A 15,734-nucleotide genomic window follows, 5' to 3' on the forward strand; every position below is an offset into this window, starting at 1 on the left:
CGTCTCCGAGCGGGAGGGGATGGGGTTGAGCTAAGGCTAACCTAAGCACCCGCTGGGATGAAACGGACTGCCGTCGCCTCAGCCGACGTCGCAGGCCGTGCCGTTCAGCGCGAAGCCCGACGGCGCGCTGCTGTCGCCCTGCGAGGTCGCGTTCAGGCCGAACGAGACGCTGCCGCCGGCGGCGATGCTCGCGTTCCAGTTCTCGGCACTCGCGGTCGCGGTCGACCCGCTCTGCTCGACCGCAGCGCCCCAGGACTTCTGCACGCGCTGGCCGTCGGAGAGGCCGAAGGTCAGCTCCCAGCCGCTGATCGGCGCCGCGCTTCGGTTCGTGACGGTCAGGTTCGCGTTGAACCCGCTCCCCCAGTCCTCGACGCGCGCGACGACGAGGCATCCGCCCGTGGCCGATCCGCCGTCGGCCGGCGGTGCCGGAGCCGGGGCGGCGGACGCGTCGGGGCCCGGCACGGGCGTCGGCGTCGGCGTCGGGCTCGGCGTGGGCGTCGGCGTCGGGATGGGCGTCGGCGTCGCGGCGGGCGGGGCCGACGGCGACGTCGTCGGCCGCGGCCGCCCGCCGGCCTCGATGGCGTCGCCGTCGCCGACCGCGTCGAGCGCCTGCCGGTGCGCGCGCACCAGGTCGAGCTCGGCATCGCCGGGCAGCACGCCGTAGGTGCCGCGGGGGCCGGCCGGTTGATAGGCCCAGAACGCGCTCGCGTCGGCCTCACGGGCCTCGAGCGCGCGGTACACCGCCCGCCAGTACGCCGCCCGGACGTTCGCGTGCGCGTTGAACGCCCCGAGGAAGAACGGCTTGCCGACCAGGTCGTGCGCCGTCGCGATGTACGACTCGACGAGCTCCCCCGCGACCTGCGGCTCCACCGCCGGCGAGGCATCCGTCGGGAAGAACTGTGCCGTGCAGAAGTCGACGTAGCGGTTGGCGCAGGCCTCCACGAACGGCGCCGCGTTCGCGGCGGCGCCGGCGCTGCCGCCGTCGGTGCCCACCGTGATCAGGTGCTCCGAGTCGATCGCGCGGATGCGAGACACGACGCGGTGGATCCAGTCGCGCAGCTCCGCGCCCGACGCAGTGGGATCGCCGGCGCCGGCGGCGGGGACGCTCGGCGCGTCCACGAGGTCCCAGGCGAGGATCGTGGGGTCGGCCCGATAGGCGATGCCCGTCTCGGGATTCACCCGTTCGAGGAGCGCCTCCACGGCGAACAGGTAGTCGGCGTCGCAGCCCGGGCATTCGACGCCGTCGAAGAACGCCGTTCCGTCGGCGTCGAGGAGCCCGCTCCAGCCCAGCACCGCGGCGACCCCGTCCTCGGCGTCGGCGTCCGCGAGCACCGGGATGACCCGGATGCCCTGCTCGCGGGCCGCGCGCAGCAGCACGTCGAAGCCCGACAGCGCCTCCTCGACGACGACCCCCGACTCCGGGAAGGCGCCGTCGGGGGCGTGCGTGAACGCCCGCACGCGCACGAGGTCGACGCCGAGGGCCGCCAGGTCGGCGAGCTGCCGCTCGATGCCCTCCTCGTCGACCGAGACCGCGCCGTTCGGGCCCACCGATGCGAGGGCGAGCTCGGGCGCGTTCGCACCCACGAACGTCGTCGCCACGTCGTCGATGCAGAAGTGGACGCCGCAGGCGGTGACGAAGGCGTCCGGGTTGCGCACCGGCCTCGGCAGGAACACGAGCAGCGCCGTGACGATCGCGGCGACCGTCAGCGTGACGCTCGCGATCGCGAGGAACGTCGGCCGACGCCGAAGGCTTCGCGCGAATCGGATCATCCGGGGACTTTCGGGTCGGTTGGGGCAGCCGGCGGGAAGGGGGTGTGCACCGGCGGCGGACCGCGACTTCGCGGCCCGCCTGCCGCAGGAATCGTAATCCGAGAGCGCTCTCCTGACCAACCCTCAACTGTCGCGCGCGGCCACGGGCGTAGCGTGGGACCGTGCTGACCCCGCCGGAGACCCCGAAGCGACCGACCACCCGCGAGCACCACGGCGACGTGGTTCCCGACGACTACGAATGGCTGCGCGAGAAGGACGACCCCGCGGTCGTCGCGCACCTGCACGCCGAGAACGCCTACACGAAGGCCCGCACCGAGCACCTCTCGGTGCTCACCGAGCAGGTGTTCGAGGAGATCAAGAAGCGCACCAAGGAGACCGACCTCTCCGTGCCGACCCGCGAGGGCGACTGGTGGTACTACACCCGCACCGTCGAGGGGCAGCAGTACGGCATCCACTGCCGCGTGCCCGTCGCCGGGCCGGGCGACTGGGAGCCCCCGGTGACGGATGCCTCGGGCGCGCCCCTGCGCGGCGAGCAGGTGCTGCTCGACGACAACGTCGAGGCCGAGGGCCACGACTTCTACTCGCTCGGCAGCTTCGACGTCTCCGCCGACGGGTCGACGCTGCTCTACGGCGTCGACGTCGAGGGCGACGAGCGGTACACGATCCGGCTGCGCGCGATCGACGACTCCGGCCGCGAGTTCGCCGACGTCATCGAGGGCACGGCGGGCGGCGCGGTGTTCGACCCGAGCGGCCGGTACGTGTTCTACGCCACGGTCGACGAGTCCTGGCGGCCCGACACCATCTGGCGCCACGAGGTCGGCACCGGGGCATCCGACGACGTGCGCGTCTTCGAGGAGCCCGACGAGCGGTACTGGCTCGGGGTCGGACTCACCCGCAGCCGGAGGTTCCTCGTGATCGAGGCCGGATCGAACATCACCAGCGAGACCTGGCTGCTCGAGGCATCCGACCCGACCGGCGAGTTCCGCGTGGTGTGGCCGCGGAAGGAGGGCGTCGAGTACGACGTCGAGCACGTCGTCGCGGGCGGCCGCGACCGGCTCCTCATCACGCACAACGACGGCGCGGTGAACTTCGAGCTCGTGAGCGTCGCGGCCGACGACCCGCAGGGACCGCAGCGGATGCTCCTGCCGCACAACCCCGACGTGCGCATCGAGGGCGTCGACGCGTTCCGCGACTTCGTCGCGCTCGAGTACCGGCGCGAGGGCCTGCCCCGGGTCGCCGTCGCGAAGGTGCCGCCGCAGGGCCTCCCGGCCGACGCGACGCCCGACGACACGCTGCACGAGCTCGCGTTCGACGAGGCGCTGTTCGCGGTCGGCGTCGGCGGCAACCCCGACTGGGAGCAGCCGACCCTGCGCATCGGGTTCACGAGCTTCGTCACCCCGACGACGGTGATCGACCTCGTCGTCTCGACCGGCGAGCGACGGGTGCGCAAGCAGCAGCCCGTGCTCGGCGACTACGACCCCGCCCGGTACGCGCAGCGCCGCGAGTGGGCGGTCGCCGACGACGGCACGCGCATCCCCGTCTCGCTCGTGTACCGGGCCGACCTCGTCGAGGCGGGCACGCCCGCGCCGACCCTGCTGTACGGCTACGGGTCGTACGAGACGTCCATCGACCCCGCGTTCTCGATCCCGCGGCTGTCGCTGCTCGACCGCGGCATCGTGTTCGCGGTCGCGCACGTGCGCGGCGGCGGCGAGATGGGCCGGCTCTGGTACGAGCACGGCAAGAAGCTGCACAAGCGGCACACCTTCACCGACTTCGTCGCGGCCGCCCGGCACCTCATCGACCAGGACGTCACCTCGCCCGACCGGCTCGTCGCGCAGGGCGGCTCGGCCGGCGGCCTGCTCATGGGCGCCGTCGCGAACCTCGCGCCGAAGCTGTTCTCGGGCATCCTCGCCGAGGTGCCGTTCGTCGACCCGCTGACCACGATCCTCGACCCGTCGCTGCCGCTCACGGTCATCGAGTGGGACGAGTGGGGCAACCCGCTCGAGGACTCCGACGTGTACGCCTACATGAAGGCGTACTCGCCGTACGAGAACGTGCACGAGCACGGCTACCCGCCGATCCTCGCGGTGACGTCGCTGAACGACACCCGCGTGCTCTACGTCGAGCCGGCCAAGTGGGTCGCCAAGCTCCGCGACGTCGGCGCCGACGCGCTGCTGCGGGTCGAGATGGCGGCCGGGCACGGCGGGGTGTCGGGCCGGTACTCGGCGTGGCGCGAGCGGGCGTTCGCGTACGCGTGGCTGATCGACCGCGCGGGGGCGCACCCGTCGGGCGAGTAGGCGGGCGGCTGGCGCCGTTCGTGCGACGGAGGGCCGGTCGCGGAATGGCCCGGTCGCGGTCGCGGCGATCGGCCCTCGCGGCTGTCGGCGGCCGATGCGAGACTTCCTCGCATGTCCATCCTCTCCGAGCTCAGCGAACGCGTGCCCGGCCGGGTCTTCGGCCCCGGCACCCCCGAATACGACGCCGGATCGGCCGTCTTCCTCGGCCCCGGCGCGCCCGAGGCGGTGGCGAGGCCCGAGTCCGCCGACGAGGTCGCCGCGGTGGTGGCGTTCGCCGCCGAGGCCCGAACGCCCCTCGCCATCCGCAGCGGCGGGCACGGCGGCCTGCCCGCCGAGGGCGGCGTCGTCCTCGACCTGTCCTGCCTCGCGTCGATCTCCTCGGACGGGAACGGGCGCGTCCACGTCGGCGCCGGCGCACGCTGGGGCGACGTCGCCGCGGCGCTCGCGCCCGCCGGCCGCGGGGTGAGCTCGGGTGACACCCGGGACGTCGGCGTCGGCGGCCTCGCGACGGGCGGCGGCATCGGATGGCTCGTGCGCACGCACGGCCTCACGGTCGACGCCGTCCGCGAGATCGAGGTCGTGACCGCCGCGGGCGCGGTGCTCACCGTGTCGGACGACTCGCACCCCGACCTGTTCTGGGCGCTCCGCGGCGGCGGCGGCAACTTCGGGGTCGCGACCCGGTTCACGTTCGAGACGGCGCCCGTCGCCGGACTCGTCGGCGGGAGCATCCGATTCGAGCAGTCCGGCCTCGGCGACGTGCTGCGGGCCTGGCGCGACATCACGGTCGCCTCGCCCGACACGCTGAACTCGTCGCTCATGGTGATGCCGGCGTTCGCGCCGGGCGTGCCGGCGGGCCCGACGCTCGGGGTCGCCCTGCTCGGCACCGAGGCGGAGCTCCGCGCGATCCTGGCGCCCCTGCTCGACCTGCCGTCGGTCGCCGAGGAGCAGCTCGGCCCGGTCGCCTACGGCGACCTGCTCGAGTCGGCGCCGCCCGGTCGCCCGCCGTTCCGCTTCGTCGGCGGGAACGGGTTCGTGCCCGCGCTGACCGACGAGTTCCTCGCGTCCGTCGAACGCGCGGTGTCGACCGAGGTGCCGACGATGGCGCTGCTGCGGGCGCTCGGCGGTGCGTACCGCCGGGTCGACGCGGATGCCACGCCCCTCGCCTTCCGCGACGCCGAGGCGCTGCTCGTGCTGAACGCGATCCTCCCGGCCGACGCACCCGACGAGCAGGCGGCCGAGGTGCAGCTCGCGCTCGACGCACCGCTGGACTTCACCGTCGGCCGGTACGGCAACTTCACCCAGGAGTACGGCGACGACGTCGTGGCGACGATCTACCCGCCGGCGACGCTCGATCGGCTGCGGCGCGTGAAGGCGGAGTTCGACCCGGGCGACGTGTTCCGGGCGCCGCACCACGTCGCCCCGCTCGACTAGGCGCGGGCGCGCCGGCCGGAGGTCCACGACCGGCCGCGGGTCGACGTCGGCATGCCCCACGTCGGCACGCCCGGCGCCGGCGTGCCCGGCGTCAGCGTGCCCGGCGTCAGCCGATGAACCGGGCGAACGGGTCGGCGAGCTCGTCGCGCCGCTCCGCGGCGCGGGTCACCTGGAGCGCCAGGTCGTCGGCGAGCTCGTGCATGCGCGCGTCGCGGGCGAGCTCGTACTCGGCGTCGACCGGGATGTCGGGCCACTCGCGGTCGAGGCGCTGCTCGATCACCTCGCTGACCTCGGCCCAGGCCGCGTCGCGCGCGCGGGTCGCGAAGGCGTTCAGGTACTCGGCGTCGCCGCGCTTCATCCAGAGCCGCTTCGCGATCTCGGCGTACACCTTCTCGCGCCGGCGCAGGTTGAGCGCGTCGGCCCGGTGGTAGTCGTGCTGGTGCTGCGACCGGCCGTCGCGGTTCGACGCGACCTCGCGCTCCTCGGCGGAGTGCTCGGCGGTCTCGTCGGACTCCTGCACGAGCTCGTACAGCACCTCGCGGGCGGCGGCCGCGGCGCGGTCGTCGTCCCACGGTTCGTCGCCGCGGAGGGCCTGGAGGATGAACCGGTTCTTCAGGGTCATGCGGCCGGCCTGCTCGGCGAGCATGAGGCCTTCCTCGACCATGTCCTCGAACGGGGGCGGCACGACCTCGGGCAGGGCGTCGCGATCGAAGGGCTTGAACCGCTTGCCCTTGTTCCGCGCGAACCAGCCGAACATCGCTCGCCTCCAACTCCGGACCTGCACCTGAAAGCCTACGGCGTCGCGGGGGTTCGGGCCCGCGTCGGGGCATCCGCATCGCGCCGCTCGGCCCGCCCGTCGGCGGGGCGTGCGCCGCTGCGCAAGACCACGGGAGGGCGATCGGTCGGGAACGGCCGGATCGACTGGGTCGGCGGACGGATGGGCTACGCGCCCGGGTCGAACCCCGCGACCCGCCCCTCGGGCGACGGATGCTTCGCGATGAGGCTGGCGTCCTTGCCGGCGTAGCCCTCGGCGATCAACTCCCGGAACTGCGCGAGCGCGAGGTCGGCCGCAGGCGTGCGCAGGCCCGCGGCATCCGCCGCAGCGACGGCGAACGAGAGGTCCTTCTCGGCGAGCGCCGCCGAGAAGGTCGCGTCGTAGTTGCGGTTCGCGGGGCTCGAGGCGACGACGCCGGGCGCGGGGTACCAGGTGCGCAGCGGCCAGGACTCCCCCGACGACGCCGAGGCGACCTCGAAGAACCGCGCGGGATCGAGTCCGAGTTCGTGCGCGAGCTGCGCGCCCTCGGCGACCCCGAGCAGCGACACGAACAGCATCAGGTTGTTCGCGAGCTTCGCGGCGATGCCGAGGGTCGGGCCGCCGAGGTCGAACACGTGCCCGGCCATCGGCTCGACGAACGGCGTCACGGCCGCCACGTCGTCGGGATCGCCGCCGAGCATGAAGGTCAGCGAGCCGGCCGCGGCGCCGCCGATGCCGCCCGACACGGGGGCGTCGATGAACCGGAACCCGCGCGCCGTCGACTCCTCGTGGCACCAGCGGGACGTGTCAACGTCGACGGTCGAGGTGTCGATGAGCAGCGCACCCGGGCGGGCGGTCGCCCAGACCCCGCCGGCACCCGCGTACACCGCGCGGACGTGCTCGTTGCGCGGCAGCGACGTGAAGACCGCGTCGGCTTCCGCGGCGGCCGCGTCGATGCCGTCGACGACCTGCACCCCGGCCTCGGCGGCCAGCGCGTTCGCCGCGGGGTCGAGGTCGAACCCCCGCACGTCGTGCCCGGCCTCCACGAGATGGGCCGACATCGGCCCGCCCATGTGCCCCAGTCCGATCCATCCGATGACCGCCATCAGCCCTCCCGACGTCGCTGTCGTGCTCCCGTCCCACGCTACTCGCGCGCCGCCCCCGCGTCGCGGCCCTCGCGAGTGTCCAGTTCCGGCGGCGGGAGGCGCCGCACATCAGCAGGAACTGGACACTGGGCGTCTGTCGTCGGCGGCGAAGCGGCGACGCGGTCCGGCTCCGACGGCACGGCGCGGCGGCGCGGCGGCGGGCGGGCGGCGGCGCGGATGCCTCGGCGAATCAGCCGGCGAGCTGGGCGAGGAACGCCGCAGGCACGCCGCGACGGCGTTCGTCGGCCGACGCGGCGGCGGCGACGAAGCCGTCGCGACGCACGAGGTAGAGCCGGTCGGCGCGCAGCCGCCCCGCCGCATCGGGCGGGAAGACGTGGTGCTCCAGCCCGAGCGCGTCGCCGACCCGTGCCACCGACCGTTCGGACGTGCCGTACCCGTGCACCTGCCAGGTGAACGCGCGCAGCGCCTCGTGGTTGCCGCCGGTCCACGGCAGGCGCAGGCCGACGGCGGGGTCGGCGAGTACGCCGCGAGCGCCCGGCGGAGACATCCGATACCGGATGCGCGTCTGCGAGAGGTACCCGAACAGGCGGCTCCCGCCGATGAGCCGCGGCACCGCGCGAACCGCCGCGGGGCCGACCGCGGGCACGAGTCGGCTGCGCACGAGCCGGGGGAATCCGCCCTCCGCGGTGACCCCCTCGAAGACGCGGTCGGTCGATTCGACGAGCCGTCGCCCGACGGGCCGACGCTCGGCCTCGTAGCGGTCGAGGCGCACGTCGGGCATGCCGCCGAGGAGCACGTCGGCGAAGGCGCAGGCGAGATCGTGCGCCTCCTGGATGCCGGTGTTCATGCCCTGCCCGCCGACCGGCGAGTGGATGTGCGCGGCGTCGCCGGCGAGGAAGCACGGGCCGACGCGGAATCGCTCGGCGAGCCGGTGGTGCACGTGGTAGGTCGCGTACCAGGTGCGGTCGGCGTAGCCGACGCCGAAGGTGTCGCGGAGTCGGACGCGGGCCGCGTCCTCGGGGATGGTGCCGTCGGCGTCGAGGTCGCGGTCGCGCACGATGCCGAGGAGGCGGAACCTGCCCTCCCCGCCCATCGGGAAGCCGAGCAGCAGGTCGTCGTCGGCGACGCGGAGGTTCACGTCGCCCTCGACGAGTCCGGTCGTGCCGACGGCGTCGGCCACGAAGAAGGTGTGCGCGTTGGTGCGGCCGCTGAACGGCACGCCGAGCGTCTCGCGCACGAGCGAGCGGGCGCCGTCGGCGCCGACGCAGTAGCGGGCGCGCACCTCGGCCTCGCCGTCGGGTCCGTCGAGCACGGCGACGACGCCCGCGTCGCCGTCGGCGACCTGCAACCGCACCAGCCGGTGTCGCCAGCGGATGTCCCGCCCGGCCGCCGTCACCGCGTCGGCGAGGATCCGCTCGTTGCGGCTCTGCTCCAGGCTCACCAACTCGGCGAACGCGCTCACCCCGGCGCCGAGCCGACCCAGCTCGATCCGCCCGAACGCACGATCGCGGTACCCCGGCACGACCGCGCGCACCGCATGCCCCTCGGCGAGCGCGCGGTCGATCACGCCGAGCTGGTCGTACACCTCGAGCGTGCGCGCCTGCACGACGAGCGCGCGCGACTCGCGGGTCGGGCCGTCCTTGCCGTCGACGAGCTCGAACCGCACGCCGAGCCGCGCCAGGCAAGCCGCGAGCATGAGGCCCGTCGGCCCCGCGCCCACCACGAGCACGTCGGTCTCGATCGGCCGCCCCGCCGCTCCCGCCGTTCCCCCGCGCTTCGGCATGCGTCCACCCTCGCACCGGCTCGCGCCCGTGCCAAGCGTTCACGCGCGAGCGTGCCGTCGCCGGGCCGCGCCGGCTCCGCGCGCCGGCTCTGCGCGGCGTCAGAGCAGCAGGTCGCCCGCTGCCCGAACCTGGTGCCACCCGGCCGCGGCGACGGTGCGGGGCATCCGATCGGCCGCGACGAGCTCGGGCATCGCGAGCCCGGCGATCGCCGCGATGTCGGCGACCGGCACCTGGAACGTGCGGAACGGCCCGAGCTCGGGCTCCTCGCCCGGCACGGCCTCGCGGGCCGGGCGGCTCACGTCGACCAGCGGCGACTGGTCGAGCACGAACCCGGCCGTGGCGAGCTCGCCGCCGCGCACCCACGCCGCCACCTTCCAGAACCGGAGCGGCACGCGGATGCCCCGGTACGGCGGGTCGGCCGGGTCGAGGAAGGGTGCGGTGAACACCGACAGCCTCAGGTCGTTCGCCTCGGCGAACGCGAGCACGTGGTCTTCCAGCCCGAGCCAGAGCTCCTTCGACTGGTTGAAGCCCGACGCCTGCGGTGCCGCGTTCGGGTACCGGAACGTGTCGGAGTTCGCCCGGACGGCGACCGCCGGCGCGCCCCACACCGGGTCGCGGCGGCGCACGAGGTGCCCGCGGTCGAGGTCGTTGCGCGCGTACACCTCGGGCCCGGCCTGCCAGTCGGCGGGGATGCGCTCGTCGAGCCGCCAGTCGTCGCCACGCTCGACGTCGACCAGGGCGGCGCCGTCGATGTTCACGCCCGTGACCCGCGCGAAGCGCCGGCCCGTGTCGAGCACCACCGTGAAGTGGATGGAGTCGAGCTCGACGCATCCGCTCGCCTCCGGCTCGCCCACGCGCGGCAGTGCCGCGACGACCCCGAGGAAGCCCGCGTCGAAACCCATGCGGCGATTCGACCACGGGCCGCCGACATCACGGCACGCGGGCGGCCGGCTCGCACGGGCGGCGCGGCCACCGGCCGGCGACCCCCTGCGCCGCCGGCCGACCGGGTCAGGCCGCGAGCGTGCGGGTCGCGAGGGCGAGGTTCGCCTCGAGCTCCTCGCGGTTCTGCCGCACGACGTAGGCCGGGCGGTCGCGCTCGACGCGCCAGCTCTCCGAGAGCGGGCCGACGTTGACCGCGTCGTAGCCGAGCTCGTCGTAGAGGCGCACGACGAACTCCGCCGCGTCGTCGAAGTCGCTCGCGGTGGCGAGCGCACGGCGGTCGGGCGTGCCGGCCGGGGTGCCGTCGGTCGTGATCGACGCCGCGCCGATGTGGTTGAACGCCTTCGCGACCCTCGAGTCGGGCAGGAGGCGCTGCAGCAGGCCCGAGGTGGTCTCGGTGCCGGCGTCGAGCTCGGGGAAGCGGCCGTCGCGCTCCCAGTAGTAGTTGTTCGTGTCGAGCACGATCTTGCCGGCGAGGGGCGCGACGGGCAGGTCGGCGATCGCCTTCAGCGGCACGGTGACGATGACGACGTCGCCGGCCGCCGCGGCCTCCTCCGCCGTCGCCGCGGTGGCGAGCGGGCCGAGGTCGGCGACGAGCCCGGCGAGGGTCTCGGGGCCGCGGGAGTTGGAGATGGTCACGTGGTGGCCGCGCTGCGTGAGCGCCGTGGCCAGGGCGGTGCCGATGTGTCCGGCGCCGATGATGCCGTATCGCGTTTCAGTCATGCCGGGGTCGAACGCGGGCGAGACGGCGCGCATTCCATGCCGGGTCGCGTGGCGCCGCTCCGCGTCATCCGGGGTCATCGACGGCGCCGCGGGGCCGCTCGTCGCCCGCGGTCTCAGGGCCATCCCTATTGCGGCGACCCGCGCAACGGGCGTAACCATGTGACTGGATCCGGGGAGCCGAGCGGCCGGGGGCACGCGCCGCAGGCCGCCCCGGCGATCGCGCCGCGGGTGGGAGGCGAGATGTGGGACCGGCAGGACCTGGCCGAGGTGATCCGTCGCACCCCCGCGGTCGCCGACGACGCGCTGCTCGCGGCGCAGCACAGCGCGGACTCCCCGCCGATCGACCTGCGCGCGTTCACGGCCGCCGCGCACCTGCTCGGCGAGGATCCCGCCGACTTCTGCCTCGCGAGGCTCGCCGCCATGCACCGGCTGCGCGCGTTCGCCGACGCGCTCACCGCGCGCGGCGTCGCGGTCGGCTCGCGTCGTGACGAGGCCCGGCGCCTCGCCGAGCGGCTGGTCGCCCGCGCCGAGGCGGGCGAGGCGGGCGACGCGGCAGCGGCGGATGCCACGGGCGACACGGATGCCCCGAGCGACACGGATGCCGCGACCGGGGCAGGTTCCGCGAGCCGCGGGGGCGCGTCCGGCGCGAGGTCCCCGGGTGGGGCATCCGAGGGGCGGCCGCCCGCCGCCGACGACCTCGAAGCGGAGCCCGACGACGAGGCGGCCGCCGAGGTCGATGCCGCGCCGGCGAGGCCGCGCGGCCGACTCGACGTCGACGCGCTCGCGCGGTTCGCCGACCGGGCCCGCACCATCCCGTGCCGCGTGCAGGTCGACGGGCGCTTCGCGGGCACCGGATGCCTCGTCGCCCCCGGCCTCGTGCTCACCGCCTGGCATGTCGTGCGGACCGTCGGACCCGGCCAGGACGAGGACCCGCCGCCGACGGTCACCGTGCGCCTCGCCGACCGGAAGTCGTACCCGGCGGGCGCTCCCCTCGCCTACGCGTCGGAGTGCGGCGACGGCGAGTGGGAGAGCCGGGCGCCGCGCAGCGACGACGAGGTGAAGGGCCGGCACGACGTGGTGCTGCTGCCCCTCCGCACCGAGGCGGCGCGCCACCTCGGCTACGCCCGGCTGCCGGCGACCGCGCCCCCGCCGCCCGGCGCGTCGCGCCTGTTCGTGCTCGACTATCCGAAGGGCGACGACCTCGGCATCGGCGATGGGCGGGCCTGGCCCATCCCCGACGTCACCGAGCGGCTCTACCACGACGTCGAGACGGCCGGAGGGTCGTCGGGCGGCGCCTGCTTCGACGACCGCTTCGAACTCATCGGGCTGCACCAGGGCGCGATCGGCGGGCCGCGCGACGACGGGGTGCGCGGCCGCCTCGTGCCGCTGTCGGCCTTCTTCGACGGGGTCGCACCCCTCGTGGCAGCCGGGATCGCGCCGAAGGCGCTGTGGCGGCTCGACGGGCAGACCCACCGACTCGTGATCGGTCGCGACCTGTTCGCCGCCGCCGTCGCCGAGGCCGGTCGGGACGGCTCGCGAGTCCGGGGCATCCGGCTGAAGCGCCGCAACCCGGCGTCGGGCGACGAGACCGGGTTCGGGTTCTCCTCGGAGCTGCTGCAGGAGCTTCTGCTGCGCCGGGCCGGCTCGCACGTGCTCGTGCGGGTGCCGCTCGACGAGTCGGTCGACGACCTGCTCGCCGACGTGGCCGACCGGGCCCGCGACGTCGGCCTCGACGCCGGCGACCGCCGAGGGGCGGGGACGCCCCGCGATCGGGCCGACCGCCTCGCCGAGGCCCTGGATCGCTCGGCGGCCGACGACGGGCGGATCGCCTGGTTCTTCACCGACAACCCGTCGCTGCAGCTCACCGAGTCGGCGCGCGCGCAGCTCGAGGCGTTCGTCGCCGCCTGCCTCGAGCGGCCGCGGCTGCGGCTCGTCATCGCCGGCCTCGAGACGATCCCGCTCGCCGGCCTGGAGTTCTCGAGCGCCGCGGCGGCGGGTGGCGACGGCCCGGCGGGTATGGTCGTCGACTACCTCGGCGGCTTCACGGCCGACGACGTGCGCGCCTGCTGCACGCTCGCCTACGACGAGCTGACGGGCGACCACCAGTCGGCGGTGATCGACGCGTTCGTCGTCGCGGCGACGGCGGGACTCGCGAACGTGAACGGCGTGTACGCGTCGGTCGACCTGGCCGAGGTGTCGAAGCGGCTGCTGCGGCTCCTTCCCGCGATCGAGCCGAAGGCGACCCGCGGGGGTGCCCGATGAGCGCCGACGACCCGCAGCCGCGCGCGCGATCGGCATCGGGCCGCTCCCGCGACCGCGTGGTGACGGCCGCGATCGCCGAGGCCCGTCGCTTCGCCGCGCTGTCGGGCCCATTCGACCCGGTCGCCGCGCTCCGCAGCGTCGGCGGCATCGCCGACCTGCGCGCCGGCGAGATCACGGCGGTGGCGGCGGACCTCTCGCGGGCGTGCGAGCGCGCGGTTTCGGAGGACGGCCGCTGGCTGATGCGCGGCGTCGAACGGCGGCGCACGCTCACGAAGGTCGTGGCGGACGAGGCAGCCGGCGCCGTCGCCGATGCGATCGCGGCACGCCGGGCCGTCGCCACCGACGACCCGCCCACCCTCGACCTGCTCGATGCACTCGACGGCAGCGGGGCGTTCACCGATCCCGCGATCGACGACGCCCTCGCCGCCGGCGACCCCGAGACGCTCACCCGGGTCGGCACCGGGCTCGGCCGGGCCGGCTCCCTCGCCCCGGCCGCCGCGCGGCTCGCCGAGGTGCGTGCGGCGCTCGTGCGCCTGGGACTCGGCGAGGCATCCGGATCGGTGGGCGACGGGCCGGATGGGGCATCCGCTCGGCCGAGTGCGGCGCGCGCCGTGCCCGGCACGCCTGCCGACCTGGGCACCGCCGGACCGCCCGTCTCGTCTGCCGACCTCGTCGCCGTGCTGGACGCGGGCGGCGCCGCGCCGGGGACCCTGGCGGTGATCGGCGTTCCCGCCGACGAGGCATCCGTCGCCCGGCTCGAGGCCGCCGCGGCCGCGCTGCTCGCCCGAGACGACTGGGTGGTCGTGCGACTCGACTTCTCCCGGGTCGGGCTCGACGTGCAGGACACGACGGGGCTCACCCTCGAGCTCGCGCGCCAGCTCGCCGCGCAGGTGCCGGGCGCGGAGCGTGCCATCCTCGAGGCCCGCCAGCAGACGTCGGGCACCGTCGCGGGCACCCGGAGCCTCAAGGGCGACAGCCCCGAATCCGTGCCGGAGGAGCTCTCCCGCCGGCTCGGGGCGGCGCTGGTCGACCCACCCCGGCGGGTGCTGGTGGTGCTGCGCTCCGTCGATGAGCTGCGGGCGCGCGGGCGCACGCACCCCGCACGCCTGATCGACTGGCTCCGCCGGCTCGCGGTCGTCGGCGGCGTGCCGGCGACCGTGCTCGGCGAGGGGCTCGACGGCGAGGAGGCCGGGATGCCGGCTGACGCGCATCGGTCGGCCCGCCTGATGCTCCGCGCGCCCACCTCTGGCGACCCGGTGGCGCGCCTGCGCGACCTCAACGACCGGTCGGACTGGATCGAGGCCGACCTGCTCTACCGCGAGGCGTTCGAGCACGCCGACCTCGACGCGGCGGCGGTCGCGCCCGACGCGCTGCTCACGTTCCTCTGGCGCTCGGGCCGCTGGGCGGCCGCGCAGGACCTCGCCGAGCGTCTGGGCGGCTGGGACCGCCCAGACATTCCCCTGCTCGCGGCACTCGCGGAACGGCCGCTCGACACGCTCTGCCGGCTCGAACTCGGCGCGGAGTTCGCGTTCGACGGGCTCGTCCGGGCGCTCCGCAGCGAGCGGCACGAGCTCGGCGACGCGGTCGCCGAGTGGGTTTCCGGGCCGTCGGTGCCGCTGCTCGGCCCGGGCGCGCTGCGCTTCGCGCTGTACGCGGCCGGCGTGCCGGTGCGCGTACGACCCCCCGAGCTCGACCCGGGCGGAGCGGCGATCGCGGCCTGGTGGCCGGGTACGGATGCCTCGCCGGCATCGGATGCCGCGCGCAGCGCCGGCCTCCCGCCCGGCGACGTCGAGGCCGACGTCGGCTGGTCGCGCATCGCCGATCGGATCGCGCGACACGACGGCACCCCGCTCGCCCAGCCCGACACGGCCGCCGCCCGCGCCCGCGCCCTCGCCGCCCTCACTCCGTACGACGACGTCGTCGACACCATGAGCCGGCTTCCCGAGCACCGCGCCCTGCGCGAGACCGCCGAGGCGGCCCATCCGCGACTCGGGAGCCTCGGGTTCCTGCTTCCGGCGCGCGGCGCGCGGCGCCTGCGCGGGATCCCCGCTCCGACGCTCGAACTCCGCGCCCTCACCGACCTCGGGCTCCTCGCCGAACTCGTCGGGGCGACCGGATGGCTCGGGCCGGCGGGCGGGCGCGACCGCGACCCCGGAAGCGACGCCGCCGAGCGCGACCTCGCACTGGTCGCGGGGGCGGCCGAGCGTTGGCGGCGGACCGTCGGCGGGCGCTGGTCGTACGGGGTCCCGCCCGACGGAGCGCCTGAGGACGCTGCGCCCTGGGTCTTCCAGCCGCTCGACGAGAGCATCGCCCACCGGGTCGACGCCATCCTCGGCACGTCACGGCGGTCACGCGCCGACGTCGTCGACCGGGCCGTCGAAGAGCTCTCGGCGTGGCATGCGGAACTCGCCGAACTCGACCCCGAGGCCGTCGTCGCGCTCCTGCGCGACCGGGCGGGCGCCGCGGCCCGGCGCGCCGAGTACGCGGTTGCGGCCGCCGGAAGCGCGGCCGACGGAGCCGCGGCGGCCGCCGCGGCCCTGCTCGACGGCGGCGTGCCGAGCGCGTTCGTGCCCGGGCTCGCCGTGCTCCTGTCGGGATGACCCTCCGGCCCCACCAATCCACCCACACACCCACCCACCGCACCGCATCGCACCGCATCCACGAAGGG

Annotated in this window: 10 protein-coding genes; 4 read left to right on the forward strand and 6 right to left on the reverse strand. The window is 75.4% G+C overall.

What is annotated here, in order from left to right:
* Positions 1 to 78 precede the first annotated feature (78 nt).
* A complete protein-coding gene (locus ACGGZK_RS03150; RefSeq protein WP_395244813.1) occupies positions 79 to 1,770 on the reverse strand; it encodes a cellulose binding domain-containing protein in 1,692 nt (563 codons plus the stop codon).
* Positions 1,771 to 1,931: 161 nt separating this feature from the next.
* Here ACGGZK_RS03150 and ACGGZK_RS03155 point away from each other — a divergent pair, with 161 nt between their 5' ends.
* Both ACGGZK_RS03155 and ACGGZK_RS03160 read left to right on the forward strand, forming a co-directional pair.
* Positions 1,932 to 4,067 (forward strand): S9 family peptidase, encoded by a 2,136-nt coding sequence (locus ACGGZK_RS03155; RefSeq protein WP_395244814.1) that lies wholly within the window; start codon positions 1,932 to 1,934, stop codon positions 4,065 to 4,067.
* 111 nt (positions 4,068 to 4,178) lie between these two features.
* Positions 4,179 to 5,498, forward strand: coding sequence for an FAD-binding oxidoreductase (locus ACGGZK_RS03160; RefSeq protein ID WP_395244815.1), 1,320 nt, complete (start codon positions 4,179 to 4,181; stop codon positions 5,496 to 5,498).
* A gap of 106 nt (positions 5,499 to 5,604) precedes the next feature.
* Here ACGGZK_RS03160 and ACGGZK_RS03165 read toward each other — a convergent pair whose 3' ends face one another.
* The 5 genes from ACGGZK_RS03165 to ACGGZK_RS03185 all read right to left on the reverse strand — a co-directional run bounded on the left by ACGGZK_RS03165 (position 5,605) and on the right by ACGGZK_RS03185 (position 10,804).
* Positions 5,605 to 6,255, reverse strand: coding sequence for an asparagine synthase (locus tag ACGGZK_RS03165; RefSeq protein WP_395244816.1), 651 nt, complete (start codon positions 6,253 to 6,255; stop codon positions 5,605 to 5,607).
* Between the two features lie 185 nt (positions 6,256 to 6,440).
* The gene (locus ACGGZK_RS03170) at positions 6,441 to 7,358 is read right to left on the reverse strand and encodes an NAD(P)-dependent oxidoreductase (RefSeq protein WP_395244817.1); all 918 of its coding nucleotides are present in this window, start codon (positions 7,356 to 7,358) and stop codon (positions 6,441 to 6,443) included.
* A 229-nt stretch (positions 7,359 to 7,587) separates the two neighbouring features.
* On the reverse strand, positions 7,588 to 9,141 hold the full coding sequence (locus ACGGZK_RS03175) for an FAD-dependent monooxygenase (protein WP_395244818.1): 1,554 nt from the start codon (positions 9,139 to 9,141) through the stop codon (positions 7,588 to 7,590).
* 99 nt (positions 9,142 to 9,240) lie between these two features.
* On the reverse strand, positions 9,241 to 10,044 hold the full coding sequence (locus tag ACGGZK_RS03180; RefSeq protein ID WP_395244819.1) for a DNA/RNA non-specific endonuclease: 804 nt from the start codon (positions 10,042 to 10,044) through the stop codon (positions 9,241 to 9,243).
* Between the two features lie 106 nt (positions 10,045 to 10,150).
* Positions 10,151 to 10,804 carry an NADPH-dependent F420 reductase gene (locus ACGGZK_RS03185; protein WP_395244820.1) on the reverse strand — a complete coding sequence of 218 codons (654 nt, stop codon included), beginning with the start codon at positions 10,802 to 10,804 and terminating at the stop codon, positions 10,151 to 10,153.
* A gap of 240 nt (positions 10,805 to 11,044) precedes the next feature.
* On the opposite strand from ACGGZK_RS03185, the gene ACGGZK_RS03190 reads away from it, so the two are divergent.
* Entirely contained in the window at positions 11,045 to 13,066 is a 2,022-nt protein-coding gene (locus ACGGZK_RS03190) for a trypsin-like serine peptidase (RefSeq protein ID WP_395244821.1), read from the forward strand.
* On the forward strand, positions 13,063 to 15,666 hold the full coding sequence (locus tag ACGGZK_RS03195; RefSeq protein WP_395244822.1) for a hypothetical protein: 2,604 nt from the start codon (positions 13,063 to 13,065) through the stop codon (positions 15,664 to 15,666). Before ACGGZK_RS03190 ends, ACGGZK_RS03195 begins: the two co-directional genes overlap by 4 nt.
* Positions 15,667 to 15,734: the final 68 nt, after the last annotated feature.

The organism is Agromyces sp. MMS24-K17 (genome assembly GCF_043950245.1).
Lineage (GTDB): Bacteria > Actinomycetota > Actinomycetes > Actinomycetales > Microbacteriaceae > Agromyces.

What these genes read in the sequence shown, in the direction of transcription:
- ACGGZK_RS03150 (WP_395244813.1), bottom strand. Translation starts at nt 1,770, where the DNA reads ATGATCCGATTCGCGCGAAGCCTTCGGCGTCGGCCGACGTTCCTCGCG.
- ACGGZK_RS03160 (WP_395244815.1), top strand. Translation starts at nt 4,179, where the DNA reads ATGTCCATCCTCTCCGAGCTCAGCGAACGCGTGCCCGGCCGGGTCTTC.
- ACGGZK_RS03165 (WP_395244816.1), bottom strand. Translation starts at nt 6,255, where the DNA reads ATGTTCGGCTGGTTCGCGCGGAACAAGGGCAAGCGGTTCAAGCCCTTC.
- ACGGZK_RS03170 (WP_395244817.1), bottom strand. Translation starts at nt 7,358, where the DNA reads ATGGCGGTCATCGGATGGATCGGACTGGGGCACATGGGCGGGCCGATG.
- ACGGZK_RS03175 (WP_395244818.1), bottom strand. Translation starts at nt 9,141, where the DNA reads ATGCCGAAGCGCGGGGGAACGGCGGGAGCGGCGGGGCGGCCGATCGAG.
- ACGGZK_RS03180 (WP_395244819.1), bottom strand. Translation starts at nt 10,044, where the DNA reads ATGGGTTTCGACGCGGGCTTCCTCGGGGTCGTCGCGGCACTGCCGCGC.
- ACGGZK_RS03185 (WP_395244820.1), bottom strand. Translation starts at nt 10,804, where the DNA reads ATGACTGAAACGCGATACGGCATCATCGGCGCCGGACACATCGGCACC.
- ACGGZK_RS03190 (WP_395244821.1), top strand. Translation starts at nt 11,045, where the DNA reads ATGTGGGACCGGCAGGACCTGGCCGAGGTGATCCGTCGCACCCCCGCG.
- ACGGZK_RS03195 (WP_395244822.1), top strand. Translation starts at nt 13,063, where the DNA reads ATGAGCGCCGACGACCCGCAGCCGCGCGCGCGATCGGCATCGGGCCGC.